We start from the raw sequence: 26,501 nt of genomic DNA on the forward strand, positions 1-26,501 counted from the left end.
CCCCAAGTTTTATGGTTGAGCCTTTTTTAGATTGTTTGTAATTGATAGACGTAATTAATCAAAAAAAAAAGCCCAACTGAAAAGTTGAGCTTTTGAAATTTTATAAAATGTGTTGCCTAGTTGCCATCAGCAAGGTTTTTCATTTCTTTTTCGATCATGTCATAAAACTGATCAATTTTTGGTAACACTACGATACGTGTACGACGGTTTTTAGCTCTGTTTTCAGCAGTGTCATTATCTACTAAAGGTACATAAGAACTACGTCCTGCAGCGATTAATTGCCCTGGGTTTACATCTAAACTTTCTAAAACTCTAATGATAGAAGTAGAACGTTTAACACTTAAGTCCCAATTGTCGATTAAAACACCCTTGCTATAAGGTACAGAATCAGTGTGACCTTCAACCATACATTCAAAATCAGGTTTGCTATTTACAACTTTTGCAACCTTAGCAAGAACTTCTTTGGCTCTAGATGTTACGTTGTAACTACCGCTTTGGAATAATAATTTATCAGCTATAGAAATAAATACCACGCCTTTTTCAACATTTACTTCAATGTCAGGGTCGTTGATACCAACTTCACGCTTTAAACTTGTTACTAAAGCTAAAGTTACACTGTCTTTTTGTGTTAATGCATCTTGCAAACGCGTAATTTTAAGTTCCTTCTCTTTAATGCTTTCTAACGTTTTTTCAACATTACTAGCACCTTTTGAAGATAGGATAGTTAAATGATCGTTGCTTTTACGTAAATCTGCTACTTGCTCCTCTAATGCTTTCGCACGTGCAGAAGATGTTGCTCTATCTTCTAAACAAGAATTTAACTTTACAGTTGCAGAATTAAGCAAATCTTGTGTTTCTTTTTGTTTTGCTTGTAAATCTGTAAATTGTTTTTTTGATACACATGAGCTTAAAATAAGCATGGCAGAAGCACTAAGTAATAAGATTCTTTTCATAATGGTGTTCGGATTAACTTTCTAAATTGATTAACAAAAATATATAAAATTCGGCTGACAAATACAATTTAACAAAACTTTTGCTTAAGATTTATAAACTGGTATAAACCTTTTTTTTACGAATAAAATAATCAAAAACTATGGATGTTCTAGATTGATACTTTATATGTTGTTTTGTTAATTTTCGCTGTTTTAATAATCGATTCAGTTGTCTGTAATAACTAAAATGTGCTTTAATTATTGCAAGCGTATGTTTTGGTTTTAATTCAGCAAGAAATTTGATACCTGCAATGCCGTCGAGGCACATTCTAACAAGTATTATGCCAAACAAAAAACCATTTGCGTTTTTTGTTAACATGAACAAGCTGTTTCTAAAATTAAGATAGGTTTTTTTAGGGTTTTGGGTGTTCAATGTCGCTCCACCAACATGGTAAACTTTAGAAGCTCCCACGTATTTAATTGAATATCCTTGATTTTTTGCGCGCCAGCATAGGTCAATTTCTTCCATATGGGCAAAAAAATGCTCATCCAAACCATTAAGTTTTTTAAAAACACTTCGTCTTATAAACAAACAGGCTCCAGTGGCCCAAAATATGTTTATGTTATCATCGTATTGAGCGTCATCTTTTTCTATGCTCTCAAAAATTCGACCTCTGCAATAGGGGTAGCCAAATTTGTCTATAAATCCGCCTGCTGCACCTGCGTATTCAAAATAGGCTTTGTTTTTATAATCTAATATTTTTGGTTGAATAATAGCAGTGTTTTCGTCTTGTATAAAGGAATTAACAATAGGTGTTAACCAATTTTTTGTAACCTCAATATCACTATTTAATAAACAAAAAATATCAGCATCTATATTTTTTAATGCATCATTATAGCCTTTGGCATATCCTCCATTTGTATTGTTTTGTATAATTTCTACAGTAGGGAAGTTGTTGATTACAAAATTAACTGAATCATCTGTAGAAGCGTTATCTGCGAGATAAATTTGTGCTTCTTTAGAATTTGCAATGATTGAAGGTAAGAATTGTTCAAGCAATGTCTTTCCATTCCAATTTAATATAACAACAGCTATTTTCATGAGGTGTAATTAGGGATGTCTTTTAAAAAAGTATAACATTCATTTTTAAAATCCATTTGGCAATAATAATGATTAAGTCCGTTTGTAACCATTAAATAAGTCGCGTTTAATTCTAAATTGTAACGCGAAATTTGATCGAATGTCGTTTGGCTAATAGTAATTTTTGGTGCTTTACACTCTACAATGAGGTGAATAGTTCCATCTGTATTAAAAACAACGATATCATAGCGTTTTTTTAAAGTATTGATGGTAAGTTCTTTCTCAACGTTTATTAGCGATTTTGGAAATTTTTTAACGGAAATTAGGTATTTAACACAGTGTTGTCGCACCCATTCTTCAGGTTGTAAAATCACAAATTTTTTACGAATAGGATCAAAAATAGATACTTTATTTTCTTTATTTTTGAATCGAAACGAATATTCTGGAAAATTAAGCGCTTGCACAGTGTAATGTTTATTTTTCAAAGTTAAGCTACATTATAGAAATACCAAATATCCTAAGATAATTGTTGGAATTGGCTATTTTTTAATCTGAAATTTTATTGATTTGGACGAAGTCAAACAATTAGTAAACGATATAAAGAAAGGGAATTTAAAGCCAATCTATTTTTTAATGGGTGAAGAGCCTTATTATATTGATAGAATCTCCGATTATATTGAACAAACAATTCTGTCGGAAGAAGAACGTGGCTTCAATCAAATGGTATTATACGGCAGAGATGTTAGTGTTGAAGATGTTATAGGGCACGCAAAACGTTTCCCAATGATGGCAGAACATCAAGTGGTAATTGTTAAAGAAGCACAAGACTTATCCCGCACAATTGAAAAATTTGCTGCTTATGCCGCTAACCCGCAGCCAACAACAATTTTAGTAATCAATTATAAATATAAAAAGTTAGATAAGCGAAAAGCGCTTTATAAGGCCATTAATAAAGTAGGTGTTGTTTTTGAGAGTAAAAAACTTTACGAAAACCAAGTTTCAGATTGGATAAGACGTGTACTGGCATCTAAAAAGTACACCATTACCCCAAAAGCAGCGCAAATGCTAGTTGAGTTTTTAGGGACTGATTTGAGTAAAATAAACAATGAATTAGAAAAACTTCAAATCATACTTCCTAAAGAAACGCAAATCACCCCAGAACACATCGAAGAGAATATAGGAATCAGTAAAGACTACAATAACTTCGAGCTTAGAAAAGCAGTAGGTGAGCGAAACACAGTTAAAATATATAAAATTGTGAAATATTTTGCAGAAAATCCTAAGGACAATCCCATGGTTGTGACCGTGTCCTTAATGTTCAACTTTTTCTCTCAACTTTTACATTTTCATGGTTTATCTGATAAATCTCCACGTCATGTAGCCCAAGCCCTTAAGGTGAATCCATATTTTGTGAATGAGTATATTACCGCTGGTAAAAATTACCCTATGCGAAAGGTTAGTGCTGTTGTAGCAACCTTAAGGGAGTTTGATGTAAAAAGTAAGGGTGTAGGGTCTAATGCTGTTCCGCAAGGTGATTTGCTTAAAGAACTCATGGTTAGAATTCTAAATTAATTATAAAAGGTTATGATTGCTGAAATACAAGAAAGCTGGAAGCAACATTTAGAGAGCGAATTCGATAAGCCATATTTCAAGGATTTAATGACTTTTATAGCTTCGGAATATGAAAATAATCAATGTTTTCCTCCAAAGGATCAAATTTTTAGTGCATTTAACACTTGTACTTTTGAAGATTTAAAAGTAGTTATTATTGGTCAGGATCCTTATCATGGTTTTGGGCAAGCAAATGGTTTGTGTTTTTCTGTTAATGAAGGCGTTAAACATCCTCCGTCTTTAGTTAATATTTTTAAAGAAATTGAAACTGATTTAAAGGAAGCTTATCCTATAACGGGTAATTTAGAACGTTGGGCAGGGCAGGGGGTATTACTTTTAAACGCAACCTTAACTGTGAGAGCTCACGAGGCTGGTAGTCACCAAAAACAAGGTTGGGAATCTTTTACTGATGCGGTTATTAAAATAATAAGTGAAAAAAAGAAAAATGTAGTATTCTTACTTTGGGGTGGATACGCTAAGAAAAAAGTAAAATTAATAGCCTTAGACAAACATAAGGTAATAACTTCAGGGCATCCTTCTCCTTTAAGTGCTAACAGAGGGTACTGGTTTGGAAATAGAAGTTTTAGTAAAACAAATTTATATTTAAATGAAATAAAAAAAGCCACAATTAAATGGTGACTTGTTAAAAATTATATACTGGATAATAATTTTTTAAAATTGTCGTTATCCAGATTAACTTCCTGTAGCCGCTAAACGTGGTGAAAGCGTTTGTATTCTACTTTGAGGTTTTAATACGATTGGAGTTCTGTTTTTGTTTGTAGCTTTCTTAACTTTATTACAGCTAAATTTTAATAGTAAAAAATTAAAAGCTACTAATGCAGAAATAATTATGGTAGTTGTTAATATCATAAGTAGTTGTTTTTAATCTTGTTATAGATATATTAAGTGCGCTATTGGCATCAGGTATATCTATAAGATATAGTCTTTTGCAAATTTAACCAATAAAAGACTACAGCGCAATACGTAGGTATACCTATTTATTTTTTTTTAGAACTATCTAAAATTCAAGTTAAAAAATTGGCATAATCTTAGAATTTCTAATGTTTTTTGAGAAATGATACCCGATTTATCTATAGCTATACCCTTTTTTAGGCTGTATGGTACATTGTTTGTTGCAAAAATCATCAAGTTTGGATTTTTGCTTAAAAAAAATCACAACTAATTCGTTCAATAGAATTAGGGTAAATTTTCTTTTTTAAACATTTTAACTGTGACATCTTAACAAAAATTTTTCATTTTAGTAGTTGTGATTATCTTCAAATAAAGTCATTTTTTAGGCCATGAAATATGTGTTTTAAGGAAATAAAAATTATTTTTGGCTAAAATTATTAATATGGAAGAACCTAAATGGGTTACAGTTAAAGAATATGAAGACATTACATATAAAAAATGTGATGGTGTTGCTAGAATAGCCTTTAACAGGCCTGATGTTAGAAATGCTTTTCGGCCTAAAACAACTAGTGAATTGTACGATGCTTTTTATGACGCGAATGAAGATGTAAATATAGGTGTTGTGTTATTATCTGCCGAAGGACCTTCTACGAAAGACGGGGTTTATTCATTTTGTAGTGGAGGCGATCAAAAAGCTCGTGGACATCAAGGTTATGTTGGTGAAGATGGTTATCATAGGTTAAATATATTAGAAGTCCAACGTTTAATTCGTTTTATGCCAAAAGCAGTTATTGCTGTGGTTCCAGGTTGGGCTGTAGGTGGCGGACATAGTTTACACGTAGTTTGCGATCTAACTTTAGCAAGTAAGGAACATGCTATATTTAAGCAAACAGATGCAGATGTTACAAGTTTTGACGGTGGTTATGGTTCTGCATATTTAGCTAAAATGGTTGGACAGAAAAAGGCTAGAGAAATCTTTTTCTTAGGAAGAAACTATTCAGCGCAAGAGGCTTTCGAGATGGGTATGGTAAATGCTGTAATTCCACATGATGATTTAGAGAGTACAGCTTTTGAGTGGGCTCAGGAAATATTGGCGAAATCACCAACCTCAATTAAAATGTTGAAATTCGCTATGAATTTAACCGATGATGGTATGGTGGGGCAACAAGTTTTTGCTGGTGAGGCTACGCGTTTGGCCTATATGACTGAAGAGGCTAAAGAAGGGCGTAATGCTTTTCTTGAAAAACGTAAGCCTAATTTTGATAAAAAATGGATTCCATAATGAGGAATTTTTCCACGTGGATTTCCGCGATGCGTTTAAGAACACTGCCTTTATCTGTTTCGGGAATTATTTTAGCGTCTTGTTTGGCACAATACAACCAAGTTTTTTCTTGGAGTATTTGTATTATAGCTATTTTGACAACCCTGAGTTTACAAATACTTTCCAATCTGGCAAACGATTATGGTGATGGTGTAAAAGGTACAGATAACGACGATAGAATCGGTCCACAACGTGCTATTCAATCGGGTAAAATATCTCCAAAACAACTTTTAACAGCAATTGTAATTAATGTTATTATTGCACTTTTCTTAGCTATATTATTAATTTTTACAGCTTTTGGGGCAGAACATTTCCTGCTTTCTTTAGTGTTTTTAGTTTTGGGCATCGCTTCAGTGGTTGCGGCAATAAGATATACTGTTGGTAGTAGTGCATTTGGTTATAAAGGTCTAGGTGATATTTTTGTTTTTATTTTTTTCGGACTCGTAAGTGTGATCGGATGCTATGTTTTATATGCTAAAAATATCAGTTTTTTAACTGTTCTACCTGCGATAACAGTTGGGCTTTTAAGTACAGGAGTTTTGAACCTTAATAATATGAGGGACAGAATTTCAGATAAAAAATCAAATAAAATTACGCTTGCCGTGAAGTTAGGTGCCAAAAAAGTGAAAATTTATCACAATATTTTAATTGTATCGGCCATTACTGCTTCAGCTTTATTTGGTGTTATATTTTATACTTCCGTTTATAATTTAGTCTTTTTTATAGCATATATCCCTTTAGTAATTCATTTAAAAACAGTTAATAATAATAACGATTTGGCGTTATTAGATCCAGAATTAAAGAAATTGGCATTAACGACCGTTTTACTAGCATTGTTAATGGGAATCGGTCAATTGTTATAGAATTTTTGTAATTTAATCTTCTAATTTTAATAAGATGAAAATAACATTTTACGGGCATGCAAGTTTAGGAATTCAAGTAGATGATGTTCATATACTTGTTGATCCATTTATTTCTGCAAACCCTAAAGCTTCAGATGTTGATATCGATAATCTTAAGGCGGATTATATTTTAGTAACTCATGCGCATCAAGATCATATTGTAGATGTGGAGGCCATAGCAAAGCGAACTGGAGCTGTTGTTGTTTCGAATTTTGAAATAGTTTCATATTACGAGAAACTAGGTATCGAAGGTCACCCAATGAATCATGGCGGTAAATGGGATTTCGAATTTGGTATGGTAAAATACGTAAATGCAATTCACACGTCTTCATTCCCAGATGGATCTTATGGTGGTCAGCCAGGAGGGTTTGTAATAGAAGGTGAACGTAAAAATATATATATTGCTGGCGATACGGCTTTGACCTATGATATGAAGTTAATACCGCTTCAAACAAAGTTAGATTTAGCGATATTACCAATTGGTGATAATTTTACCATGGGCATTGACGATGCCATTTTAGCTAGTGATTTTATTCAATGTGATAAAGTTTTAGGGTACCATTACGATACTTTTGGATACATTGAAATTGATCATGAGGATGCTAAACGAAAATTCTTTGAAAAAGATAAAGATTTAATGCTACTTGAAATAAATCATTTTATAGAGTTATAATTCAAAAAATTTAAGCCCCTAATATGAACCAGAAAATTAAATTATTTTTCTTACTTATTGCTATAGTACTTGTTCAATTTCCTTTAAATGCTCAAGAACACAACAAAAAACCAAAAGTGGCCTTAGTTTTAAGTGGAGGAGGGGCCAAAGGAATAGCCCATATTCCTGTTCTTCAAAAATTAGATTCATTAGGTATTGTTCCAGATTTGGTTATAGGAACCAGTATGGGAAGTGTTGTTGGTGGTTTGTATTCAATGGGGTATTCGGGTAACGATATTGCTAAATTGATTACAGAATTAGATTGGAATCACTTGTTAGGGGGTAGTGTTACCTTATCTTTAGTAGGTAACGAAGAAAAAAGTGAATTTGACAACTATTTATTAGATTTAAATTGGAAGAATAATCAGCCTTCTATTAGTACAGCCTTATTGAATGATCAAAACTTAAGGGAATTTTTGGCTATTTTAACTTATCCTGTTTATGGGGTACATAACTTTGATCATTTACCAATACCGTATAGAGCCATCGCAACTGATATTGTTCATGGTAAAGAGGTTGTTATGAAAGAAGGTTCATTACTTACCGCTATGCGGGCTAGTATGTCTATACCTTCTGTTTTTAAACCGGTAGACTACAATGAGACCTTATTAGTTGATGGAGGTATTTTGAATAATTTTCCAACAGATGTAGCTAAGGAATTAGGAGCTGATATTATTATAGGTAGTGACGTAGGTGGAGGATTGAAAGATAAAGAGGAGTTGGATAATATCGCGTCACTTTTATTTCAAACCAGTATGTTGGTGAGCAATATAAAAAATCCAGTTAACCGAAAATTGTGTGATGTATTAATAAACCATACACCTAATTTAACATTCTCAACGGGAGATTTTAATAAAAGTGATGGAATATATGAAGAAGGAAAAATCGCAACTAATGAGAAAACCGATGCTTTATCGGAATTAGCCCAGAAATTGAAAGGGTTTAAACAAAGAAAAGTTAGTGTGCCCGAGGCACCTGAAAAGTTTACTTTAGATACCATAGTTTATAAAAAAATTAGTGAAGGAAATTTAGAGTTAGTAAAATCTCGAATAGAATTAGATGATGTAACCCCCTATACTCCAAAAGATATCGTAAATGGCGTAAATAAACTGATGGGAACCAATCTATTTAATCAAATTGTGGTTATTCCTAAAGTTAAGGATAGTTTATTACAACTTGAATTAAATGGGGTTGAGAAGTCCAAACACCAAGTAAGGGTAGCATTACATTATGATACCTATAGAGATCTTGGGGCTATTGTAAATTACACGGGCAGAAACATACTTGGAGATGCATCTCGTACTTTATTCACGTTTGATATTTCAGAACAACCTAAACTAAGACTACAGCACCAAAAAATATTTGGACAAGATCACAAATGGTGGTGGCGCTCTGAATTATTATGGTTAAAACTTAAGCAAAAAGTGTTTGTTAATGGTTTTGGATTAGACTTGTTAAAAAGTAATACTTTAAATTTTGATTTTCAGTTTAATAGGAACCTAATTGTAAATAAAAGTTATGTTGGGTTCGGCTTGTTGTCTAGCACAGTGAGATTAGAATCTGAAATAAAACCCGGAAGTGATGGAGATTTTGGGTTAGAACGCTATAAATTTAAAGATATTGGGGTAGACGTTCATTTTAATTATAATAGTTTTGATGAAGTTTTTTACTCCAAGCGAGGAACTTTTGTACACGCTTCAGTCAATCAATCTTTTGTTCATAAGGTGGATTTAAGGTATACCGATGATAGCGAAAATATAAACGGTGATACTAATGATTATACTAAGGCAAATGTTGTTTATGAACGCCGTGTCCCTATTAGTGGGGCATTCTCAATGATTATTGGAGCGCAAGGCGCGTTTGTGTTTCAGCAAGATTTAACAGGAGATGATATTAGCTTTAATGATCAGGGGGATGGCGCCAAATATTATATAGGAGGCAATGTAACTCGCCCTTTAAGGGATGCTTTTGTTTTTGCAGGTCTCGATGAAGATGAGCTGATTGCTACACAATTTATGTCCGTTAAACTTGGGGTACAATACCACCCTTTTAAAAAAGTATTTATTCAGCCACATGGTAGTTTAGCATCGGTAGGTTTTGGGGGTTTTGGGGATTATGTAGACCATGCTTTTTCTCCTGAAGGAAGCTGGAATGAAAGAGAAGACGTAAGTGCTATTTTTTCGGTCGGCTCAACGTTTTCATACCACTCTTTGTTAGGCCCTATAAACTTAGATGTTTCTTATGTGAATGATTTAGATAGAATTCGAGTGTTTTTAGGGATTGGTTTTCAATTAGGAAGGTCTAATTAATGAAAATGACAGCACAGTACTATAAATATATTTTAGATTTTAAACAGGCAAGTGGGACTTCTCGCGGGGTTTTAAAACAAAAGGAAACTTGGTTTTTAATTCTAGAAGAAAATAATAAACAAGGTGTTGGTGAGTGTGGCGTTTTTCGCGGACTAAGTATTGACGATACTTCAGATTATGAAGCGGTTTTAAAATGGACTTGTGAGCATATAAATTTAGGATTAGAAGTATTACTGGATAAACTTACCGATTACCCTTCCATTCAGTTCGGTTTGGAAATGGCTTTTAAATCCTTAGAAGCTCAAAATGCATTCGAATTATTTCCTTCAGATTTTACTAAAGAAAATCAAGGTATTTCCATAAATGGTTTAATTTGGATGGGAAGTGAGGCTTTTATGAAGCAACAAATTAAGGATAAGCTAGAGGCTGGATTTACCTGCATCAAGATGAAAATAGGTGCAATTGATTTTCAAACAGAAATAGATCTTTTAAAATCGATACGAAAAGAATTTTCAGCCGAAGACATCGAACTACGAGTAGATGCTAATGGGGCTTTTTTACCTTCTGAAGCCTTAGAGAAATTAAAAGTGCTTTCCGATTTAAATTTGCATTCTATTGAACAACCTATCAAGCAAGGACAAATTAAAAACATGGCACAATTATGTGAAGAAACACCTTTACCAATTGCTTTAGATGAAGAATTAATTGGTGTTTTTTCCGAAGAAAATAAGCAGGATTTACTCCAAGCTATAAAACCCCAATACATCATACTAAAACCTAGTTTGATTGGTGGTTTCCGCGGAAGCGATACATGGATTAAAACTGCTGAAAACCTGAACATCGGGTGGTGGGTCACTAGTGCTTTAGAAAGCAATGTGGGTTTAAACGCTATTGCGCAATATACTTTTTTGAAAAACAGTAAGTTACCTCAAGGCCTCGGTACTGGCGGCTTGTTTACTAATAATTTCGAGAGTCCGTTACAGGTAGACAAAGGTCATTTAAAATATAGTAAATCATTAAACTGGAATTTTAACTTAAAATAATATGTACATAGAGCAAGCCTTTAAAGGTTTACACGAGTGGTGGCGGTATATCGTAGGTGTTTTAATAATTTTTTGTTCCTGGCAAATAATAGGTATGCTGCCGTTGGTAGGTGCGTTGACTGTAAAAGCCATAGTTAGTGATGCAGAAGTAGAGGTGTCAACGATTCCAGAAATGATTGATTTATTAGGTAGCAACATGTTTTTGTTTTTTATGTTGTTTTCATTTGCTGTTGGTTTATTGGGGGTTTTTATAACAAGTGTAGGCTTACATAAGTTGCCAATTGTTAGTTTAACAACGGTTAGAAAAAAGATTGATTGGTCGCGATTTTGGTTTGTTTTTGTGCTTTGGGGTGCAGTTTCAACAGGATTTATATGTCTTGAGTATTATTTAGCTCCCGAAGATTATCAATGGAATTTTCAGTTGCAACCGTTTTTAATTTTATTTGTAATAGCAGTGATTTTTATTCCGTTACAAACCAGTTTTGAGGAATACTTTTTTAGAGGCTATTTAATGCAGGGATTTGGCATTGTTTTTAGAAATCGATGGATGCCGTTATTGATTACATCTGTAGGTTTTGGCCTTATGCATATTGCAAACCCAGAGGTGGAACAATTAGGCTATGTGATTATGGTTTATTACATAGGAACAGGGCTGTTTTTAGGAATAATAACCCTAATGGATGAAGGGCTAGAATTGGCCTTAGGTTTTCATGCAGCCAATAATTTATTTACAGCACTATTAGTTTCGGCCGATTGGACCGCCTTTCAAACCCACTCCTTATTTAAAGATTTATCAGACCCTTCAGAGATGGGGTTAATAGAAATATTTGTTCCCGTTTTTATTGTGTTTCCAGCGTTACTTTTTGTATTTTCAAAAAAATATAATTGGACTGATTGGAAAGGCAAACTTTCAGGAAAATTAATGGAACCAGAGATAGAGAATAATATAAAAATGAAAAGTTATGATGCCGAATTATAAAAATGTACACAACAGGTTTAAGTTAGATAATGTAAGTTATAAACATGAAGATTTAATGGAGGTGGCTTATAGCTATGTCAAAGAAGGTTTACCATTTCAACAAGAACTCGGTCTCTTTTTATTAGATTGGTTAGATGATTATGATTATGTAGAAGTACAAACTTCTGGTTCTACAGGCAAGCCCAAAAAGCTAAAAATAAAAAAACAAGCCATGGTGAATTCTGCCATTGCTACCGGAGATTTCTTTAATTTAAGACCTGGTTTTAAAGTATTACATTGTTTGCCTTCAAATTTTATTGCGGGAAAAATGACAATTGTAAGAGCTATTATTTTAGGCTTAGAGCTGGATATGGTTCAGCCTTCTGTTCTTCCTAGAATTGATTATGAAAAAAAATATGATTTTTGCGCTTTCACACCAATGCAACTAAAAAACTTTGCTAACCATTTAGATAGTATTAAAGCTGTTATTGTTGGTGGCGGGATGGTTTCTAAACATATTTTAGAATTAATTCAAGATAAAAAACCAAACGTTTATGAAACTTATGGAATGACGGAAACAGTATCTCATATTGCAGTAAGAAAACTTAATAATTTAGATAAAAATGAGAAAGTTGCTTATTTTAAAACGCTGCCAAATATTACCATCTCTACAGACGATCGTGATTGTTTGGTAATTCAAGCTCCTGCAATTTCAGATGAAACTATCGTTACAAACGATATTGTTAAAATTCACACTGGAGACAGTTTTGAATGGTTAGGGCGTTATGATAACGTCGTGAATTCAGGTGGAATTAAGCTGTATCCAGAACAAATTGAGCGTAAATTACAAAGTAAAATAAAAGAAGATTTTTTCATTTCTTCAAAACCTGATGATACTTTGGGAGAAAAGTTAGTTTTAGTGATTCAGAGCGAAAGCAATAATTTAAAAGACGAAGTTTTTGAAGAATTAGGGAAATATGAAAAACCAAAAGAAATAATTCATGTCGCGAAGTTTACTGAAACCTCTTCTGGTAAAATTCACCGTCAACGTACTTTAGACTCTGTGCAATAGTAAATTGTAACAAAATCTGCATTTTTTATACTTACAAGGAAACATTTATTTATGAGCTTTTTTAAACGCGTTTTATCTACATTAACTGGTATTATTTTATTTTGTTTACTATGTGTAATTGGATTAGTTGTTATTGGATTAATTGCAGGTTCTGGTTCTAGTGAAACCGTACAAGTGAAGCCAAATTCAGTTTTAAATTTGAAATTAGATTTTCCGATTAAAGATTATGCCGGTAAAGTCGAATTCAAACAATATTCATTTTTAAACGAGTCTAAGAAAAATGGTTTGTTTAATATCATTGATGCTATTAATTATGCGGCCACAGATAACAATATCAAAGGTATTTCAATAGATAACAATTTTGTAGATGCAGGAGTTACGCAAATAAAGGCATTGCGTGGCGCTTTATTAAAATTTAAGGAATCTGGGAAGTTTGTTGTGGCTTACGCCGATGTGTTTTCACAGAAAGATTATTATTTAAGTTCTGTTGCCGATACTATTTTTATCAACCCAGCGGGTATGATGGAATTTAAAGGATTGTATTCGGAACGTCTATATTTCAAAGATTTTCAAGAAAAATCAGGTGTTAAAATGGAAGTAGTGCGCTTAGGAAAATACAAAAGTGCAGTTGAACCTTTTTTAACTAATGAAATGAGTGATAATAATAGAGAACAAATTACGGTTTTCTTGAATTCACTTTGGAATGATATGAAACAAGATATTTCGTTAAGCCGAAATGTTTCTGTGGAAAAATTGAATGTTATAGCTGATAGTTTGTTAGCTAGGAATCCAAAATTAGCAAAAACTTCGGGTTTGGTTGATAAAATTGCATATCATGATGAATATGTGAATGGTATTAAGAAAGCGATTGGTGTGAAAGTTAAGGAGGAACTGGAATCTGTTTCAATTCTAGACTACTCCAAATATGCCTCTACTAAAATAAAAGATTATTCAGCAAAAGATAGAATAGCGGTGATTTATGCACAAGGCAATATTATTTATGGTGAAGGAGATGAAAACAGTGTAGGTCAAGGGGCGATGAATAAATCCTTGAAAAAAGCAAGAGAAAATGATAAAGTTAAAGCTGTAGTTCTTAGAATTAATTCTCCAGGTGGATCGGCCCTTGCTAGTGAACTTATTTGGCGTGAAATAGAATTAACAAAAAAAGTTAAACCAGTTATAGTTTCTATGGGCGATTTGGCCGCTTCTGGTGGTTATTATATCGCATCAAATGCTAATAAAATTATCGCAGAACCATCAACAATTACTGGAAGTATAGGTGTTTTTGGAATGTTACCTAACGGAAAGCAATTGTCTGAAAACATGGGGATTAATGCAGAACAAGTAGTAACGAATAAAAACGCTGTAACTTATAGTTTTTTCGAACCTCTAAATGAAGAACAACGTGCATTTATAAAAGAAGGAATTATTGATATTTACGATTTATTCTCTACACGTGTTGCCGATGGGCGAAACCTAACTAGAGAAGAAGTTGAAACGATTGCACAAGGGCGTGTTTGGACAGGTGCAGATGCCATTTCTATTGGCTTAGTAGATGAACTAGGAGGTTTAGATCTAGCTTTGAAACGTGCCGCAGAAGCTGCAGGTATTGAGAAATATAGAATTAATGAATTTCCGGTTTTCGAAAAGGATTTAGATAAAATGCTTCGTAAGTTTGGTTTGGTAAAAGCCAAAGAAACCATACTAGAGGAAGAACTTGGCTCAGAAAACTACAAGATGTTAAAGGAAATAAAAGCCATGACAGAGAAAAAAGGAGTACAGTTATTGTTTCCTTTTAGTACCGAGATTAAATAAAATTTTCTCATTCATTATTTTTAAGAGGACATGAAAGTTCAGTAGAATAGTAAATTACGACACATTAAGGGTATTCGAGAATTACTTTAAATTAAAAAAATATGGAAGTTTATGAATAATAGACATTTATTAAAAGTAGTTAAGGATAACTCTAAGCTGTTTGCAGACAAAGAGATTGTTTTTCACAAAAATGAAAACAAAAATGTATGGGAAGGGGTCGTTTGGAGCACGTTTTACCATCAAGTAGAGCAAGTTTCAAAGGCTCTAATTAATTTTGGAATAAATGAGCAATCCAATATTGGGATATTTGCTCAGAATATGACGGAATGGATTATTGCTGATTTTGGTATTATGGGAACTCGAGCGGTTACGGTGCCTATTTACGCTACAAATTCAAAAAAAGAAGCAGAATATATTATAAATGACGCTCAAATAAGTGTATTATTTGTTGGTGATCAGGAGGAGTTTGATAAAGCTGAACAAATTTCAAACCATAATAAATATCTCAAATTAATTGTCGTATTAAACCAAACCGTTGATTTAAATAACTTTAATAACGCGGTTTATTTGACTGATTTTATAAATGCCGACTTTCCTAAAAGTATTGAGGTTGAATTAGAAAATCGTGTTGCCGATTATAAACTTACAGATTTAGCCAGTATTATTTACACCTCAGGAACAACAGGAGAGCCTAAAGGCGTTATGTTGGATCATAATAATTTTGCATCTGTGCTTGAGGCGCATGTAGAAGAATTGAATGTAAATAGTAGTGATGTGTCGTTAAGCTTTTTACCATTAAGTCATATTTATGAGCGTATTTGGGTGTTTTTCTGCTTGCATCAAGGCATTCAAGTCTATTTTAACGAAGACCCGAAAAAAATAGCAGAGGTTTTAAAAGAGGTTAAACCGACTTTAATGTGTACCGTTCCAAGAATTTTTGAAAAAATTTTTAATGCGATTCAAGACAAAAGAAAAGAAGCTTCTCCATCAAAAATGAAGCTTGCTAGTTGGGCCTTGGGCATTGGAAATACTTACCATAATAAATATCTTAGATTAGATAAAAAAGTACCATTAGCAATAAAATTAAAGCACAAAATTGCAGATAAGCTTGTGCTTAGTAAGTTACGAGGTGTATTTGGTGGGAATATCAAATTCATGCCATGTGGTGGTGCTGCTTTGGCTCCAGATATGGTGTCTTTTTTTCATTCCTTTGGACTAAATATTAAATGTGGTTACGGATTAACAGAAACCACGGCCACGGTTTCGCTTTATGGTAACCAGTTTTTTGAGTTTAATTCTTCAGGAAAAATAATTAATGGTACCGAAGTTAAAATAGCTGTAAACAACGAAATTTTAGTGAAGGGGCCAGGAGTGATGCGAGGCTATTATAAGAAACCCGAAGCTACAGCTGAAGTTTTTGAAGATGGTTGGTTTAAAACCGGTGATGCAGGAAAAATGGATAAATACAATAATTTAATCATTACCGACAGAATTAAGGATTTAATGAAAACCTCTGGCGGAAAGTATATTGCTCCTCAAAAGTTAGAAACCACTTTGGTTGGTGATGCTTTTATTGAACAAATTGCAGTTATTGGAGATCAACAAAAGTATGTCACGGCATTGGCGGTTCCAAGCTTTGAAAACATTAAAAAATACGCCGAAGAGCACAAAATTAGTTTTAAAAACATAGAAGATTTAATTGCGAATACGCAAATTAAAGCCATGTTTGAAAAGCGCTTTGAGGATTTACAAAAAGAGTTTTCAAGATTTGAAAAAATTAAAAAATTCACACTACTACCAAAAGAGTTTAGTATTGAGGCTGGCGAAATTACAGCAACCTTAAAACTAAAACGAAAAGTCATTCAAGAAAAATACAAAGAGCTTATCGATAAAATGTACAAGGAGTAGTTTTTTGCATATTTGATATATTCTGTTAATGGACATAAACACAAAAGGCGTATGGGGTATTGAACCAAAATTCGCATCATGCTTTAGGTTTACAGAAGGATTAGCAGTTGCTAAAAGACCCGGTATGAAAACCACAGGTTATATAAACAAAACTGGGGAAATGGTGATTTCTGAAAAATTTAAAATAGCACTACCTTTTAAAAATGTACTTGCTTATGTTAAGGATAAAAAAAGACGAGGTTACATCAATAACTTGGGAGAGTTCGTTTGGAAATCAAAATAGGCTTGATTAATATAAAACCCATGCATTCATCGTGTCAAATTAATAGCTAATTAGAGTCTGTTTTCATAAAACCTCACGTTCGGATGGTTACCGGGGTTCTACTTGGTTTGTAATTGCTAAATTAGTTGTTTAAACACATTATAGTCATATAAAAAAATGAGCTGTCTTCGATAAAACGAAAGTCAATTAATAATATAATCTATGGGAAAAGAGCATTCTTATAACTATGAGCATTTTAATCCTAGAGATTATAATTTCAAAAACTTCAAAGGTCCCAAAGCAGGAGCGAAGTATATTGATTTTGAAGCCACAACATTAGACGGGAAAACAGTTAAATTTTCTGACTTCTTAGATAAAACTATCGTTTTAGATACAGGTAGTATTACTTGTCCGATGTATGCCAATACAACAGGCCCTATGAATCTGTTAAAAGAACAATTTCCAGACGTTCATTTTTTATTATTATATGTAAGAGAAGCCCATCCAGGCGGTAGAACAAAGGAAATAACAAATTTTGCTGAAAAGATGGGTAATGCAAAAGCGACAAGTGATTTATACAATGAAAAAAGAGAGGTGTTAGTAGACACAGTAGATGGAATTGCGCACAAACTCTATGGAAGCATGCCAAATATGACTTATGTAATTGGTAAAGATGGGATAATAAAGTTTAGAGCAAATTGGGCCAATATAGATGCATTAAAAAAGGTGTTATTAAATCCTGATAAGATTGAGTCTAAGGATTATTATAGCGTTGTTAAACCGCCCTTGCGTATTGCCTTGAGAACACTTCTTATTGGTGGAGTACGCGCATTATATGAATTTCTAAAAGGCTTACCTCAATTAATGAAACAACATAAAGAAGTTGAATCAAAATAGTAGTGCTTGAAAGCTTAATAAAGTCCTTAATAAAGTTTTTGAAAAATTAATGGTGCTACTGCTGCATTTTTAAATAATAATCGGAAGAATTTTTACCAGAACCGTACACCAAAAAGAAACCACATACTAACAGTGAAAAAACGGCCAAAATAAGGTTGCCTGTATGCATTTCTCCAGCAAAATTAATAAGGATAGCACCAATTAGTATTGGTAGTTGAGCCATGATTGCCCAGCGGGTTAGGAGTCCGAAGGCAATTAATATACCTCCAATTAAATGTGCGGGTGCTACATAGTGAAGTATTAACATACTACCAGCAAAGTTTTGAACGGGTTCAAAAAGTTTCATAAGCATTTCTGTATTCGACATAAAGTTAATGCCCTTAAAGAACAGAAATACACCTAAAGCGATACGAACCATATCTAGAGGTAGATAGGTATGTGTATTAGCCCATTTATTTAATGATTTTATGGTGTCCATGATTGAAGTCGTTGATTATCAATCATTAAGATACAAAATATTGAGCACTTTTAAAAATTAAACTTGCAGCACACCCATGTTAAAAGGTTTTTCAATAGGCGCGTGGTTGGCGGCTTCAATCCCCATACTAATCCATGTTCTGGTATCTAAAGGATTGATAATGCCATCTGTCCATATTCTAGCTGCAGCATAATATGGCGAAACTTGGTTGTCGTAGCGGTCTTTAATTTTATTGAATAATTCAGCTTCTTTTTCTGGCGTGATTTTTTCTCCAGATTTTTCTAAGGAGGCTTTTTCAATTTGAAGCAATACTTTAGCAGCAGAATTTCCACTCATAACGGCCAATTCGGCGCTAGGCCAAGATACAATAAGTCTCGGGTCGTAGGCCTTTCCACACATCGCATAATTACCCGCACCATAGCTGTTTCCGATGATAATCGTGAATTTTGGAACCACCGAATTACTAACGGCATTTACCATTTTAGCACCATCTTTAATAATACCGCTATGTTCACTTTTACTTCCTACCATAAAACCTGTAACATCTTGTAAAAATACCAACGGAATTTTCTTTTGGTTACAGTTGGCTATAAAACGCGTGGCTTTATCTGCACTATCATTATAAATGACACCTCCAAATTGCATTTCGCCTTTTTGGGTTTTCACTAATTTTCTTTGGTTAGCAACAATTCCAACGGCCCAACCATCTATTCGAGCATAACAGGTGATAATGGTTTGTCCGTAACCAGCTTTATATTCGTCATATTCAGAGTGATCTACTAAGCGCTTAATCACTTCATACATGTCGTATTGGTCGGCTCGAGATTTCGGGATAATGCCGAATAATTCTTCAGGCTTTTTAGTAGGTTTTTTGGGTTCTATACGGTTAAATCCAGCTTTATCATAATCACCAATTTTACCAACAATATTTTTAATGGTTGTTAGCGCATCTTGGTCGTCTTTAGCTTTATAATCAGTAACACCAGAAATTTCACAATGCGTTGTCGCACCCCCTAAAGTTTCATTATCTATAGATTCTCCAATGGCTGCTTTTACCAAATAACTTCCAGCAAGAAAAATACTTCCTGTTTTATCTACAATAATAGATTCATCGCTCATAATAGGTAAGTAGGCACCTCCAGCGACACAGCTCCCCATTACCGCAGCAATTTGAGTAATACCCATACTACTCATTGTAGCATTGTTTCTAAAAATTCGTCCGAAATGTTCTTTATCTGGAAAAATTTCATCCTGTAATGGTAAATAAACTCCGGCAGAGTCTACCAAGTAGATAATTGGTAATCTGTTTTCAATAGCTATCTCTTGAGCGCGTAGATTTTTTTTACCCGTAATAGGAAACCAGGCTCCAGCTTTTACGGTGGCATCATTAGCAACTACAACACATTGCTTCCCTTGAATGTATCCAATTTTTACGACAACTCCTCCAGAAGGACATCCTCCATGTTCTTGGTACATGTCTTCGCCTGCAAATGCGGCAATTTCAATAGACTTGGCTTTGTCATCAAGAAGAAAATCTATGCGTTCTCTTGCCGACATTTTGCCTTTACTATGTAATTTCTCAATACGACTTTTTCCTCCGCCATAACTCACTTTTAGAAAGCGTCGTTTAAGGTCTGAGAGTAATAGCTTATTGTGATCTTCGTTTTTATTGAAGTTAAGATCCATGTTTGTATAGTTATAATGCTAAGGACAAAAATAGCTAATCTCACTTAATGTGTGAAAGTAAAATCGTAATCGTTTCGTGATATTAATCAATTTATGATGTTGTTTTCAAAATGAAAATGACAAAATATATAATATACATGGTAATATATACCTTGGTAAATAAATTATTTTGAAGTATATTTGTTTAATAAATAGAAAATTATGAAAAATGTAATCGCATTTGCGGGAAGTAACAGTAAATCTTCAATCAATAAGCAACTTGCTGTTTACGCAGGAAGTTTATTAGAAGATGTCACGGTTAATATTTTAGATTTAAATGATTTTGAATTACCACTTTATGGTGTAGACTTAGAAGCTGACAAGGGGGTGCCTGAAGAAGCACATGCGTTTATAGGTTTAATTAAGAACTCAGACGGAATTATTTTATCCTTAGCAGAACATAATGGTGCCTACTCAACAGCATTTAAAAATTTATTTGACTGGATGAGCCGAATTGAAAGCAAAACGTTTTTTGGAAAACCTATGCTGCTTATGGCAACATCACCAGGAGGTAGAGGGGGACAGTCAGTTTTAGAAATTGCTAGAGGGCGATTTCCATTTCACAATGCCCAAATAATTGACGTGTTTTCTTTGCCTTTTTTCAATGATAATTTCTCAGATAATAGAATTACTGAAGCAGGCTTTAATTCAGATCTAATCAAGAAAGTTGAAGCTTTTAAAAATGTGTTATAAGCCATGGGAGATATTTCAAAAGATATAAACTCGAAGTTTCCAAATGCTAAGGTAAAAGCTTTAATTAATATCATTTACACGGCAAATTGGGTAAATAACATTCAAAATGAATTTTTTAAACCTTTTGGAATCTCACCCCAGCAGTTTAATATTTTAAGAATTTTAAGGGGGGCAGGAGAACCTATAAGCGTTCAAACCATTAAAGAACGCATGTTAGAGCGCTCGCCGAATACGACCAGATTAATGGATAAATTATGCGCTAAAAATTTAATAGATAGATTGCCATGTCCTGGAGATAGACGTGTGGTGCATATTGAAATCACAATATCAGGATTACAATTGTTAGATGACATTTCTAAGGATTTAAATCAAGATTTATTAGAGAATTTAACAGAAGATGAAGCAAGTCAGTTAAGTGATTTATTGGATAAAATAAGATGAATCACCCGTGGTTTGAAATAAAATTAAAAGAAAGTGTAATTCTATGAAAAAAATAATTCATAAAGCAGATAGTAGAGGTTATGCCAATCATGAGTGGTTACAGGCTAATCATTCGTTTAGTTTTGCAGGTTATCATGATCCTAGTAAAATCAATTTTGGAGCTTTGCGTGTTTTAAATGATGATGTGATCGCTCCTAAAATGGGTTTTGGAACACATCCTCATGACAATATGGAAATTATCACGATTCCTCTAAAAGGCGAGTTAAAACATAGAGATTCTATGCATAATTCATGGGAGTCTGTATTTCCAGGAGAAGTGCAAGTGATGTCTGCAGGAACAGGAATTCAACATTCCGAGATTAACGGTTCGCATAAAGCGCATTTAAGCCTGTTTCAAATTTGGGTTATTCCTAATCAGCAAAATGTAGAACCCCGTTACGACCAAAAGGCATTTGATGAAGAAGACCGACAAAATAAGCTTCAGGCCTTAGTGACCTCAATGGGTGATGTTACTGAAGGCGTTTTGAAAATTCACCAAGATGCTAAAATTTCACGAATTGATTTAACCGAAGATCAGTCTTATCAATATGAAATAAAAAGTAAAAATCATGGTGTTTATGTTATGGTGGTTTTCGGAAAAACAGTGATTGAAAATGAAATTTTAGAAACGCGTGATGCCATAGGAATTAGTGAAACACCGTCTTTTTCTATTAAAGCTATTGATAATACCTCTATTTTGTTTATTGAGGTGCCTATGCAGTTTTAGTAATAGTTAGGTATTAAAAAAATGTTTTCCTAGTGTTTATATTATAAATATTGGTGACGTATATAATTAATGTATTTTTAACTAATCTTTATTCATACGGTCATAAATGATATGTTTAAAAAAATAATTGTTCTATTATTACTCACCTCGAGTACAGTTTCAGCACAGGCACCTATTCTTAAGGAACTCGATTCATTGAATTTTGTTGAATTGGTCGATAAGCTTTTTATAGACCATAATATTGAAAACTACTCACTACGATTATTTACAAATTATAAATCAAAGCAGTTTCGAATTAGTAATAACGATTTTAGATCACGTTACGTACCCAACAACAGATATGGTGTAGGTTTAGGCTTCGCAAGTAGTAAGATATTAATTGATATCGCATTTAATATTAAAGGAAATAAAGAAGAGGTAACCAATAGGTTTGATTTGCAGGGTACTACCATATTAGGTAAAAAAAATTATATCAATTTTTATTTTCAAACTTACAAAGGTTTTAGTGTTAAAAACAATTACGGTGCTCAAAAGGTTTTTCGGGATGATATTAAATCCTTTACAGTTGGTGTAAATGCTTTGCATACGGTACCAGAGATAGAATTTTCATATTCTATGCTAAAAGCTGGCTTGTCTCAATTAGACAAGAAATTTTATATAACTGGAGGTTATGGTGCTTTTTTGTTTTATGATTATTTTTCGGCGGAAGATGATGTTTTAGTAGATAGTGCGAAATTACTTTTTAATGAACAAGCACATATAAAACGCTATAACAGCACAGCTGTAGGTATATTAGGAGGCGTTTTGTCGGTATTTAGGCTGCCAAAAGACATTACATTATCATGTAATCTCATGCCAGGAATAGGAGGTGTATATAAGGAAGTAACATTAATGGATGGTTCTTATAAACCCAAAAACCATTTACTTTTAAAATTAGACTATTCGTTTGCCGTAGGATATAATGTCGATCGTTATTACTTAAGTATTATTTATGGTGGCGGATTGTACTCTACAGATTTAGGCTATGATAATAATTATGCATTCAATCTTACAAAGGCTAAAATAGCGTTCGGGTATAAATTATCAGGAAGAAAGAAAAAGTAATTGTTTTAATGTTGTTTTCGAGTTAATAACAATTATTGAGTTCGTTATTTCTTTTTATTAAGACTGTAAAGCACTATAATGTTTTAGAAATCATTCTTCGCTTTTGTTGTTTTCTTAAAAGAATAATACCAATGGCAATTAGAACACCCGTCCCAGCCATTATGGCACCAACCCAATCTGCTGAAGTATAGCCATATCCCATAGCGATGGGTATACCTGCAAAGTAAGCCCCTGAGGCATTTCCAATATTGAAAGCACTTTGATTGAGCGATGAGCCTAAAGTTTCAGAACCTTTAGACGCATTAATAATAGCGACTTGAATAGGAGTAGATAAGGAAAACGTAACCATTCCAATAATAAAGGTCATAACTAAAACTAATATTTTATCAGAAGCTAAAAATGTATTTAATGCTAAACATATCGCCATACAAACAAGGGTAATAATTATAGCGTAAATAGGCGAAAATTTCTCAGCCAATTTGGCGCCTAAGAAATTACCGATTACCATGCCTAAGCCAGCTAAAATCATAGCAATTGACACCATTTCTGGGGCATGATCTGCTACATCAGTAATTAAAGGTGCTATATAACTGTACCAAGCAAAGAATCCTCCAGTTCCTATAGTGGTTAATAATATAATGAGCCAAAGTTCCAAACGTTTAAAAATTTTAAACTCTTCAATAAATTTTACTTCCGAAGATTGCTTTAATTGAGGCATCCAATATTTGATGCTTAAAACGGTTAGAACGCCAACAATACCTACCATGTAAAAAGAAACACTCCATGAAAAATGTTTTCCGAGAAAAGTCCCTAATGGTACCCCAAGAAGGTTTGCAAAAGTTAATCCACTAAACATGATAGCAATGCCTTGGGCTTCTTTGCCTTGTCGTGATAATTTCCCGGCTACAACAGCCCCAATACCGAAAAAAGCACCATGAGGAAGAGCAGCCAAGAACCTTAAAACAATAAATGAAGTGTAGCTCGTTGCAAATGCAGATAGCGTATTAAATATGGTAAACCATAGCATTAGTACAAAAAGCACTTTATGAGCAGGCCATTTACTTGCTATTACCGTTAGAACTGGCGCGCCTAAAACAACTCCTAACGCATAAGCTGAAATAAAATGGCCTGCCACTGGGATACTAATGTTGAAGGCTTCTGCAACTTCAGGTAAGATTCCCATAATAACAAATTCGGTTAAACCAATGCCAAATCCACCAATGGCCAAGGATAATAGGGCTTTATTCATTATAAATTGAATTCATTAATTTAATTAGAGACAAATGTAAAGTTTAGAGTAGAAAGATTATTTTATCTGGTATTAAAATAAAAATTAAATAACTACTTAATTTATCAGGTTAACAGTGTAGTTTCTGTAGCCACTCTAAGTTTAATTACTAAATCGACATTACTATGAGTCAATAATTTAACTTATTTTAAAATTTCGAACTATAATCTTTATGTAAATTATTATATAATACTACTAAAAATGCGATATTTGTTTTTCAAATTTACGCAAGGCCACAAAGAAAATCCTTTTTTGATTTAAAAGAGGGGATTAAGAACTATTACGTTTTGTAACTTTATAAAATAGCTAAGCGTTTAAACTAGAAAATATATTATGGCAATGAATAAAAATACAGTGTTAGCTTGGGCAACATGGATCATGATAATTGTAGGATTATCATTAATTGCTCTTGGAGCTTTTAGGTATAATGATGTAGCTGGCTGGGGATTTGCAGCAGTAGGTATTGGTTTTTTTGCGGTAGCATGGGTATTTAATGCGTTAAAAGGACGTGTTTAATTTTGATTTAGTAATTCAGTAAAATTTACGATTATAATGAGTGATGATAAAAAAATAATTTTTTCAATGTCTGGGTTAACCAAGACATTTCCTAGTGCTAATACACCAGTACTTAAAAACATATATTTAAGTTTTTTCTATGGCGCTAAAATTGGGATTTTAGGTCTTAATGGTTCGGGAAAATCAACACTTTTAAAAATTATTGCAGGGGTTGATAAGAATTATCAAGGTGATGTGGTTTTTTCGCAAGACTATTCTGTAGGGTATTTAGAGCAAGAGCCTAAACTTGATGATGATAAAACCGTAATGGAAGTGGTTCGTGAAGGAGCTGCCGAAACGGTGGCTATTCTTGATGAATACAATAAAATTAATGATAGTTTTGGTTTAGAAGAAGTGTATTCTGATGCCGATAAAATGGAGAAGTTAATGGCGCGTCAAGCCATTCTTCAGGATCAAATTGATGCTGCAAATGCATGGGAATTAGATACCAAATTAGAAATCGCTATGGACGCCTTAAGAACTCCAGATGGCGATAAAAAAATTGGTGTGTTATCTGGAGGTGAAAAACGCCGAGTAGCACTTTGTCGTTTACTTTTAAAGGAGCCAGATGTTTTACTTCTGGATGAGCCTACCAACCACTTGGATGCGGAATCTGTACATTGGTTAGAGCACCACTTAGCACAATATAAAGGAACTGTTATTGCGGTAACTCACGATAGATACTTTTTAGATAATGTAGCTGGTTGGATTTTAGAATTAGATAGAGGCGAAGGAATACCTTGGAAGGGGAACTACTCTTCATGGTTAGATCAAAAATCTAAACGTATGGCACAAGAAGGTAAGTCTGCTTCTAAGCGTCAAAAAACATTAGAACGTGAGTTGGAATGGGTTAAACAAGGCGCTAAAGGGCGTCAAACCAAACAGAAAGCACGTTTAAAAAATTATGATAAGTTAATGAGTCAAGATCAAAAACAACTTGATGAAAAACTTGAAATTTATATTCCAAACGGACCACGTTTAGGAACCAACGTGATTGAAGCTAAAGGCGTTGCGAAAGGTTATGATGATAAGTTATTATATGACGATTTAAACTTCAATTTACCTCAAGCTGGAATAGTTGGTATTATTGGTCCGAATGGTGCGGGTAAAACAACTATTTTTAGAATGATTATGGGGGAGGAAACTCCAGATAAAGGAGAGTTTACGGTTGGAGAAACTGCTAAAATCGCTTATGTAGATCAAAGTCATTCTAATATAGATCCTGAAAAAACCATTTGGCAAAATTTTAGCGACGAGCAAGAACTCATTTTAATGGGAGGTAAAGAAGTAAATTCTAGAGCCTATTTAAGTCGTTTTAACTTTTCTGGTGGTGAACAAAATAAAAAAGTGAGTTTGTTGTCGGGTGGTGAACGTAACCGACTGCATCTCGCTATGACTTTAAAGGAAGAAGGAAACGTTTTACTTCTGGATGAGCCTACGAATGATTTGGACGTAAATACACTAAGAGCGCTAGAGGAAGGTTTAGAGAACTTTGCTGGATGTGCCGTTGTTATTTCTCACGACAGATGGTTCTTAGATAGAATTTGTACGCACATTCTAGCTTTTGAAGGCGACTCTCAAGTATATTTCTTTGAAGGTTCATTTTCTGAATATGAGGAGAATAAGAAAAGTAGACTTGGCGGAGATTTAATGCCGAAACGAATTAAATATAGAAAATTAGTTAGATAACATATTTAAAACGCTCACTGAAAAGTG

At 33.5% G+C, this 26,501-nt stretch carries 26 protein-coding genes; 19 read left to right on the top strand and 7 right to left on the bottom strand.

The genetic code is table 11. The features are described 5' to 3' along the window. Positions 1 to 116: 116 nt before the first annotated feature. The 3 genes from KO493_RS14595 to KO493_RS14605 form a co-directional block, all read right to left on the bottom strand. A complete protein-coding gene (locus tag KO493_RS14595) occupies positions 117 to 953 on the bottom strand; it encodes an OmpA/MotB family protein (RefSeq protein ID WP_216068724.1) in 837 nt (278 codons plus the stop codon). A gap of 91 nt (positions 954 to 1,044) precedes the next feature. Further along, on the bottom strand, positions 1,045 to 2,034 hold the full coding sequence (locus KO493_RS14600) for a glycosyltransferase family 2 protein (RefSeq protein ID WP_216068725.1): 990 nt from the start codon (positions 2,032 to 2,034) through the stop codon (positions 1,045 to 1,047). Further along, positions 2,031 to 2,477 (bottom strand): type I restriction enzyme HsdR N-terminal domain-containing protein, encoded by a 447-nt coding sequence (locus KO493_RS14605; RefSeq protein ID WP_216068793.1) that lies wholly within the window; start codon positions 2,475 to 2,477, stop codon positions 2,031 to 2,033. Before KO493_RS14605 ends, KO493_RS14600 begins: the two co-directional genes overlap by 4 nt. Before the next feature lie 103 nt (positions 2,478 to 2,580). Here KO493_RS14605 and holA point away from each other — a divergent pair, with 103 nt between their 5' ends. Both holA and KO493_RS14615 read left to right on the top strand, forming a co-directional pair. After that, complete coding sequence (gene holA / locus KO493_RS14610) at positions 2,581 to 3,585, top strand: DNA polymerase III subunit delta (protein WP_216068726.1); 1,005 nt, start codon at positions 2,581 to 2,583, stop codon at positions 3,583 to 3,585. Between the two features lie 12 nt (positions 3,586 to 3,597). Beyond that, the gene (locus KO493_RS14615; RefSeq protein ID WP_216068727.1) at positions 3,598 to 4,263 is read left to right on the top strand and encodes a uracil-DNA glycosylase; all 666 of its coding nucleotides are present in this window, start codon (positions 3,598 to 3,600) and stop codon (positions 4,261 to 4,263) included. Positions 4,264 to 4,317: 54 nt separating this feature from the next. Here the strand turns inward: KO493_RS14615 and KO493_RS14620 are convergent, their stop codons facing one another. Continuing rightward, entirely contained in the window at positions 4,318 to 4,494 is a 177-nt protein-coding gene (locus KO493_RS14620; protein ID WP_216068728.1) for a hypothetical protein, read from the bottom strand. 484 nt (positions 4,495 to 4,978) lie between these two features. Here KO493_RS14620 and KO493_RS14625 point away from each other — a divergent pair, with 484 nt between their 5' ends. The 11 genes from KO493_RS14625 to KO493_RS14675 all read left to right on the top strand — a co-directional run bounded on the left by KO493_RS14625 (position 4,979) and on the right by KO493_RS14675 (position 17,735). After that, on the top strand, positions 4,979 to 5,818 hold the full coding sequence (locus tag KO493_RS14625; protein ID WP_216068729.1) for a 1,4-dihydroxy-2-naphthoyl-CoA synthase: 840 nt from the start codon (positions 4,979 to 4,981) through the stop codon (positions 5,816 to 5,818). Further along, positions 5,818 to 6,720, top strand: a complete 903-nt coding sequence (gene menA, locus KO493_RS14630) for a 1,4-dihydroxy-2-naphthoate octaprenyltransferase (protein WP_216068730.1) — start codon at positions 5,818 to 5,820, stop codon at positions 6,718 to 6,720. Before KO493_RS14625 ends, menA begins: the two co-directional genes overlap by 1 nt. 34 nt (positions 6,721 to 6,754) lie before the next feature. Continuing rightward, positions 6,755 to 7,432 carry a metal-dependent hydrolase gene (locus KO493_RS14635; protein WP_216068731.1) on the top strand — a complete coding sequence of 226 codons (678 nt, stop codon included), beginning with the start codon at positions 6,755 to 6,757 and terminating at the stop codon, positions 7,430 to 7,432. Positions 7,433 to 7,455: 23 nt separating this feature from the next. Continuing rightward, positions 7,456 to 9,780: a patatin-like phospholipase family protein gene (locus tag KO493_RS14640; RefSeq protein ID WP_216068732.1), complete on the top strand. Its 2,325-nt coding sequence runs from the start codon at positions 7,456 to 7,458 to the stop codon at positions 9,778 to 9,780. Between the two features lie 5 nt (positions 9,781 to 9,785). After that, positions 9,786 to 10,823: an o-succinylbenzoate synthase gene (locus KO493_RS14645; protein WP_216068794.1), complete on the top strand. Its 1,038-nt coding sequence runs from the start codon at positions 9,786 to 9,788 to the stop codon at positions 10,821 to 10,823. 1 nt (position 10,824) lies between these two features. After that, on the top strand, positions 10,825 to 11,802 hold the full coding sequence (locus tag KO493_RS14650) for a CPBP family intramembrane glutamic endopeptidase (protein WP_216068733.1): 978 nt from the start codon (positions 10,825 to 10,827) through the stop codon (positions 11,800 to 11,802). Further along, positions 11,786 to 12,853 carry an AMP-binding protein gene (locus tag KO493_RS14655; RefSeq protein WP_216068734.1) on the top strand — a complete coding sequence of 356 codons (1,068 nt, stop codon included), beginning with the start codon at positions 11,786 to 11,788 and terminating at the stop codon, positions 12,851 to 12,853. The genes KO493_RS14650 and KO493_RS14655 overlap by 17 nt, the downstream gene beginning before the upstream one ends. A gap of 51 nt (positions 12,854 to 12,904) precedes the next feature. Further along, the gene (gene sppA, locus KO493_RS14660; protein WP_216068735.1) at positions 12,905 to 14,668 is read left to right on the top strand and encodes a signal peptide peptidase SppA; all 1,764 of its coding nucleotides are present in this window, start codon (positions 12,905 to 12,907) and stop codon (positions 14,666 to 14,668) included. 111 nt (positions 14,669 to 14,779) lie between these two features. Beyond that, complete coding sequence (locus KO493_RS14665) at positions 14,780 to 16,576, top strand: AMP-dependent synthetase/ligase (protein ID WP_216068736.1); 1,797 nt, start codon at positions 14,780 to 14,782, stop codon at positions 16,574 to 16,576. A 28-nt stretch (positions 16,577 to 16,604) separates the two neighbouring features. Beyond that, the gene (locus KO493_RS14670) at positions 16,605 to 16,859 is read left to right on the top strand and encodes a WG repeat-containing protein (protein WP_216068737.1); all 255 of its coding nucleotides are present in this window, start codon (positions 16,605 to 16,607) and stop codon (positions 16,857 to 16,859) included. Positions 16,860 to 17,060: 201 nt separating this feature from the next. Further along, on the top strand, positions 17,061 to 17,735 hold the full coding sequence (locus tag KO493_RS14675; RefSeq protein ID WP_216068738.1) for a peroxiredoxin family protein: 675 nt from the start codon (positions 17,061 to 17,063) through the stop codon (positions 17,733 to 17,735). 55 nt (positions 17,736 to 17,790) lie between these two features. Here the strand turns inward: KO493_RS14675 and KO493_RS14680 are convergent, their stop codons facing one another. Both KO493_RS14680 and KO493_RS14685 read right to left on the bottom strand, forming a co-directional pair. Continuing rightward, the gene (locus tag KO493_RS14680; RefSeq protein WP_216068739.1) at positions 17,791 to 18,213 is read right to left on the bottom strand and encodes a DoxX family protein; all 423 of its coding nucleotides are present in this window, start codon (positions 18,211 to 18,213) and stop codon (positions 17,791 to 17,793) included. 57 nt (positions 18,214 to 18,270) lie between these two features. Further along, positions 18,271 to 19,899: an acyl-CoA carboxylase subunit beta gene (locus KO493_RS14685; protein WP_216068740.1), complete on the bottom strand. Its 1,629-nt coding sequence runs from the start codon at positions 19,897 to 19,899 to the stop codon at positions 18,271 to 18,273. Between the two features lie 201 nt (positions 19,900 to 20,100). Here KO493_RS14685 and KO493_RS14690 point away from each other — a divergent pair, with 201 nt between their 5' ends. The 4 genes from KO493_RS14690 to KO493_RS14705 all read left to right on the top strand — a co-directional run bounded on the left by KO493_RS14690 (position 20,101) and on the right by KO493_RS14705 (position 22,942). Then, entirely contained in the window at positions 20,101 to 20,631 is a 531-nt protein-coding gene (locus KO493_RS14690) for an NADPH-dependent FMN reductase (protein WP_216068741.1), read from the top strand. 3 nt (positions 20,632 to 20,634) lie between these two features. Beyond that, positions 20,635 to 21,072 (top strand): MarR family winged helix-turn-helix transcriptional regulator, encoded by a 438-nt coding sequence (locus KO493_RS14695; protein WP_216068742.1) that lies wholly within the window; start codon positions 20,635 to 20,637, stop codon positions 21,070 to 21,072. A gap of 43 nt (positions 21,073 to 21,115) precedes the next feature. Continuing rightward, positions 21,116 to 21,838, top strand: coding sequence for a pirin family protein (locus tag KO493_RS14700; RefSeq protein ID WP_216068743.1), 723 nt, complete (start codon positions 21,116 to 21,118; stop codon positions 21,836 to 21,838). A gap of 111 nt (positions 21,839 to 21,949) precedes the next feature. Further along, a complete protein-coding gene (locus tag KO493_RS14705; RefSeq protein WP_216068744.1) occupies positions 21,950 to 22,942 on the top strand; it encodes a DUF4421 family protein in 993 nt (330 codons plus the stop codon). A gap of 73 nt (positions 22,943 to 23,015) precedes the next feature. Here the strand turns inward: KO493_RS14705 and KO493_RS14710 are convergent, their stop codons facing one another. Continuing rightward, the gene (locus KO493_RS14710; protein WP_216068745.1) at positions 23,016 to 24,191 is read right to left on the bottom strand and encodes an MFS transporter; all 1,176 of its coding nucleotides are present in this window, start codon (positions 24,189 to 24,191) and stop codon (positions 23,016 to 23,018) included. A 372-nt stretch (positions 24,192 to 24,563) separates the two neighbouring features. Here KO493_RS14710 and KO493_RS14715 point away from each other — a divergent pair, with 372 nt between their 5' ends. Next, positions 24,564 to 24,746: a CAL67264 family membrane protein gene (locus KO493_RS14715; protein ID WP_216068746.1), complete on the top strand. Its 183-nt coding sequence runs from the start codon at positions 24,564 to 24,566 to the stop codon at positions 24,744 to 24,746. A 36-nt stretch (positions 24,747 to 24,782) separates the two neighbouring features. Continuing rightward, positions 24,783 to 26,474 (top strand): energy-dependent translational throttle protein EttA, encoded by a 1,692-nt coding sequence (gene ettA, locus KO493_RS14720; RefSeq protein ID WP_216068747.1) that lies wholly within the window; start codon positions 24,783 to 24,785, stop codon positions 26,472 to 26,474. Positions 26,475 to 26,501 lie beyond the last annotated feature (27 nt).

The sequence above is a fragment of the Pseudotamlana agarivorans genome, from assembly GCF_018860245.1.
In the GTDB taxonomy this organism is placed as follows: Bacteria; Bacteroidota; Bacteroidia; order Flavobacteriales; family Flavobacteriaceae; genus Pseudotamlana; species Pseudotamlana agarivorans_A.

Excerpts from the sequence above, each read along its gene's own strand:
- KO493_RS14595 (WP_216068724.1), bottom strand. The coding sequence starts at position 953 with ATGAAAAGAATCTTATTACTTAGTGCTTCTGCCATGCTTATTTTAAGC.
- KO493_RS14600 (WP_216068725.1), bottom strand. The coding sequence starts at position 2,034 with ATGAAAATAGCTGTTGTTATATTAAATTGGAATGGAAAGACATTGCTT.
- KO493_RS14615 (WP_216068727.1), top strand. The coding sequence starts at position 3,598 with ATGATTGCTGAAATACAAGAAAGCTGGAAGCAACATTTAGAGAGCGAA.
- KO493_RS14620 (WP_216068728.1), bottom strand. The coding sequence starts at position 4,494 with ATGATATTAACAACTACCATAATTATTTCTGCATTAGTAGCTTTTAAT.
- KO493_RS14625 (WP_216068729.1), top strand. The coding sequence starts at position 4,979 with ATGGAAGAACCTAAATGGGTTACAGTTAAAGAATATGAAGACATTACA.
- menA (WP_216068730.1), top strand. The coding sequence starts at position 5,818 with ATGAGGAATTTTTCCACGTGGATTTCCGCGATGCGTTTAAGAACACTG.
- KO493_RS14635 (WP_216068731.1), top strand. The coding sequence starts at position 6,755 with ATGAAAATAACATTTTACGGGCATGCAAGTTTAGGAATTCAAGTAGAT.
- KO493_RS14640 (WP_216068732.1), top strand. The coding sequence starts at position 7,456 with ATGAACCAGAAAATTAAATTATTTTTCTTACTTATTGCTATAGTACTT.
- KO493_RS14645 (WP_216068794.1), top strand. The coding sequence starts at position 9,786 with ATGACAGCACAGTACTATAAATATATTTTAGATTTTAAACAGGCAAGT.
- KO493_RS14650 (WP_216068733.1), top strand. The coding sequence starts at position 10,825 with ATGTACATAGAGCAAGCCTTTAAAGGTTTACACGAGTGGTGGCGGTAT.
- KO493_RS14655 (WP_216068734.1), top strand. The coding sequence starts at position 11,786 with ATGATGCCGAATTATAAAAATGTACACAACAGGTTTAAGTTAGATAAT.
- sppA (WP_216068735.1), top strand. The coding sequence starts at position 12,905 with ATGAGCTTTTTTAAACGCGTTTTATCTACATTAACTGGTATTATTTTA.
- KO493_RS14665 (WP_216068736.1), top strand. The coding sequence starts at position 14,780 with ATGAATAATAGACATTTATTAAAAGTAGTTAAGGATAACTCTAAGCTG.
- KO493_RS14670 (WP_216068737.1), top strand. The coding sequence starts at position 16,605 with ATGGACATAAACACAAAAGGCGTATGGGGTATTGAACCAAAATTCGCA.
- KO493_RS14675 (WP_216068738.1), top strand. The coding sequence starts at position 17,061 with ATGGGAAAAGAGCATTCTTATAACTATGAGCATTTTAATCCTAGAGAT.
- KO493_RS14680 (WP_216068739.1), bottom strand. The coding sequence starts at position 18,213 with ATGGACACCATAAAATCATTAAATAAATGGGCTAATACACATACCTAT.
- KO493_RS14685 (WP_216068740.1), bottom strand. The coding sequence starts at position 19,899 with ATGGATCTTAACTTCAATAAAAACGAAGATCACAATAAGCTATTACTC.
- KO493_RS14690 (WP_216068741.1), top strand. The coding sequence starts at position 20,101 with ATGAAAAATGTAATCGCATTTGCGGGAAGTAACAGTAAATCTTCAATC.
- KO493_RS14695 (WP_216068742.1), top strand. The coding sequence starts at position 20,635 with ATGGGAGATATTTCAAAAGATATAAACTCGAAGTTTCCAAATGCTAAG.
- KO493_RS14700 (WP_216068743.1), top strand. The coding sequence starts at position 21,116 with ATGAAAAAAATAATTCATAAAGCAGATAGTAGAGGTTATGCCAATCAT.
- KO493_RS14705 (WP_216068744.1), top strand. The coding sequence starts at position 21,950 with ATGTTTAAAAAAATAATTGTTCTATTATTACTCACCTCGAGTACAGTT.
- KO493_RS14710 (WP_216068745.1), bottom strand. The coding sequence starts at position 24,191 with ATGAATAAAGCCCTATTATCCTTGGCCATTGGTGGATTTGGCATTGGT.
- KO493_RS14715 (WP_216068746.1), top strand. The coding sequence starts at position 24,564 with ATGGCAATGAATAAAAATACAGTGTTAGCTTGGGCAACATGGATCATG.
- ettA (WP_216068747.1), top strand. The coding sequence starts at position 24,783 with ATGAGTGATGATAAAAAAATAATTTTTTCAATGTCTGGGTTAACCAAG.